This window comes from Brevibacillus sp. NRRL NRS-603 (assembly GCF_003013445.1).
GTDB classification, from domain to species: domain Bacteria; phylum Bacillota; class Bacilli; order Brevibacillales; family Brevibacillaceae; genus Brevibacillus; species Brevibacillus formosus.
The window spans coordinates 1-2,420 of sequence record NZ_PXZN01000141.1 but is presented as its reverse complement, the minus strand read 5'-3'; the positions used below and the strand labels follow the sequence as shown (position 1 = coordinate 2,420).

Here is a 2,420-nt window from a genome sequence, read left to right as displayed (position 1 = left end):
CGGAAAAATAATCATTCGCTGTTTCTCTTTATCGTTAGACCCGTTACCTTTTATTTGTCAGACTATCAAAAGACATTTCGCTTTTCCCTGGCAGATGGGTTGATCGAATCCCCATGCGACCCATTCGATTGTGATGTGGAGCTGTCATCTGAGGCCCTGCATTATTGCTTCACCCATTTGTGGGGATGGAGTACGCTGCGCATCAATGGCAGACTGCAAGCACCAAAAGGTCGGAATGCCCGTTTCAAGCGCTTTGTCATGCTCGGGCATGTTGCACAGCTGAACAATTTCGGTATTTATATGGGGTGGAACGGGGCGTTTTTGCGTTTTGCGGTAAATTATTTGAGAGAGAAGATTCGCGACCGCTATATTACGACAAACAATATATGAAAATAGGCAATTATACTCATTTTATCACATTTTAAATGGGTGTATTTTGTCCTAGTCCACTTGGGCATGTAAGAGAGAAGAACTATTATTCGAATATTCACAATTAACCTCCCGTATTCCCAATATTATACACCCCATGATAGAATCGGAAAGGAAATTCCGTACATTTCCAATTATGTATAAAAAGGTGGATCAATTCAGATGAAAAAACTAGTATCCGTAGCTTTGCTGCTCTCCATGCTGGCTGTTTCTGCTTGTTCGAACAAACCAGCTGATACAAAGCCAGCTGAGCAAAATGCAGCACAAACCACAGAAGCTGCTAAAACAACTGAAGCTCCAAAAACTGATTCTGCTGCACCAGCGCCAACTGCAACAACTAACGACAAGCTGGAAGCGAAAAAGGTTCTGAATGACAAAGTGGAAATCTTGATTCCAAAAGGCTTTACTGTCATGTCCGAAGAGATGGCAAAAACAAAATACCCGATGGAAAATCGTCCTTCCTTGATTTATACCGATGAAAAAGGTTCCATTAACATTGCGTTTAGTCATACTGAAACTCCTATTCAGGAGGACAGCCTCATCAAAGACCTGAAGGACCCGATGAAACAAGCGTTTTCCAATATGTACAAAGATGCAACCTGGTATCGCGATGAAGTAATCCAAATCAACGGAAAAAACGTTGGTGTGTTCGAACTGCTGACTCCTGCTGCTGATACGAAAATTTACAACCTCATTTTCTTTACAGAGCTCGACGGCAAAATGCTGATGACCACTTTCAATTGCACCGAGGCACAAATGGAAGAGTGGAAGCCGATCGCGCAAGAAATTTTGATGTCTTACAAAGTGCAATAAGGAAACAACGATTCCCCCTCATACAGAGTAAAAAGCACCCGTCAATGGGTGCTTTTTTAGCTTTTCCGCTATCGTGTAGCCACAGCGCAAGCTCAGCGTTACCATCCAATCCATTAACCCCCTCCTATTTGCCACCCAATCAATAAGCTGTTCATATTACCACATGCTCGAAGTATCCCGATTGCACTCACACGAAATTATAATAGACATCTTCATAAATTGTCTATTATAATCAAAACAACGCATCACTACGTTTATGAATTGTTAAAGGAGGCCTATCATGAATCAGTTTGAAAACAAAGTAGCGGTCATTACCGGGGCGGCCAGCGGTATCGGTCGTGCATTGGCAATGCGCTGTGCTGAGGAGCAAATGAAGGTCGTTCTTGCCGATGTGGAAGTATCGGCGCTCCAACAAGTAGAGCAGGAGTTACAGTCAGCAGGAGCAACTGTCCTCGCCGTCGTAACGGATGTCGGCAAAGAAAAAGATATCCAGACGCTCGCACAGAAAACGCTAGACTCGTTTGGTGCTGTCCATCTATTGTTCAACAATGCAGGGGTTGGCGCAGGGTCGACTATCTGGCAAAGCACCCTCGCTGATTGGCAATGGGTCATGAATGTGAACTTGTGGGGAGCCATTCACGCTACACAAGTTTTCGTACCCATGATGTTAAAACAAGGGACAGAATGCCACATCGTGAACACCGCCTCTCTCGCTGGTCTAGAGTCTGGACCAGGGAATAGCATTTATCGTGTCAGCAAGCATGCATTAGTCAGTCTGTCGGAAACCCTCTACCACGAATTGAAAATGATCCAATCCAAAATTGGCGTTTCCGTTTTATGCCCTGGCTTTGTTCAGACGCAAATATGTGACGCCCATCGCAATCGTCCAGCGGAGTACAGTAAACCAGGAGATATTGTGGAGCCCTCACCCATGACCACCGCCATCGACCAGTTCATTCGTTCAGGTGTCGAGCAAGGAATGTCTCCGAAAGAAGTAGCTGATCACACCTTTTTGGCGATCAGGAGCAATCGCTTTTACATTCTGCCGGATCCCTCGTATAAAGAAACGGTGCGTCAGCGAATGGAAGATATTTTGAACCAGCATAACCCGACGTTCGTGATTCCCTCGCATATTTAACAAAAAGCCACGCTCCTAAAGGGACTGACCCCCGTTTGTA

Annotated in this window: 3 protein-coding genes; all 3 read left to right on the top strand. The window is 44.9% G+C overall.

All coding sequences use genetic code 11. The annotated features are described in order from the left end of the window. Positions 1 to 390 (top strand): hypothetical protein (locus tag C7R94_RS30130; protein WP_158264718.1); only part of this gene is annotated, 390 nt, incomplete at its 5' end. A gap of 201 nt (positions 391 to 591) precedes the next feature. Next, positions 592 to 1,242, top strand: coding sequence for a hypothetical protein (locus tag C7R94_RS29290; RefSeq protein ID WP_047069640.1), 651 nt, complete (start codon positions 592 to 594; stop codon positions 1,240 to 1,242). A 280-nt stretch (positions 1,243 to 1,522) separates the two neighbouring features. Next, the gene (locus C7R94_RS29280; protein WP_106786003.1) at positions 1,523 to 2,380 is read left to right on the top strand and encodes an SDR family NAD(P)-dependent oxidoreductase; all 858 of its coding nucleotides are present in this window, start codon (positions 1,523 to 1,525) and stop codon (positions 2,378 to 2,380) included. The last annotated feature ends 40 nt before the right edge of the window (positions 2,381 to 2,420 follow it).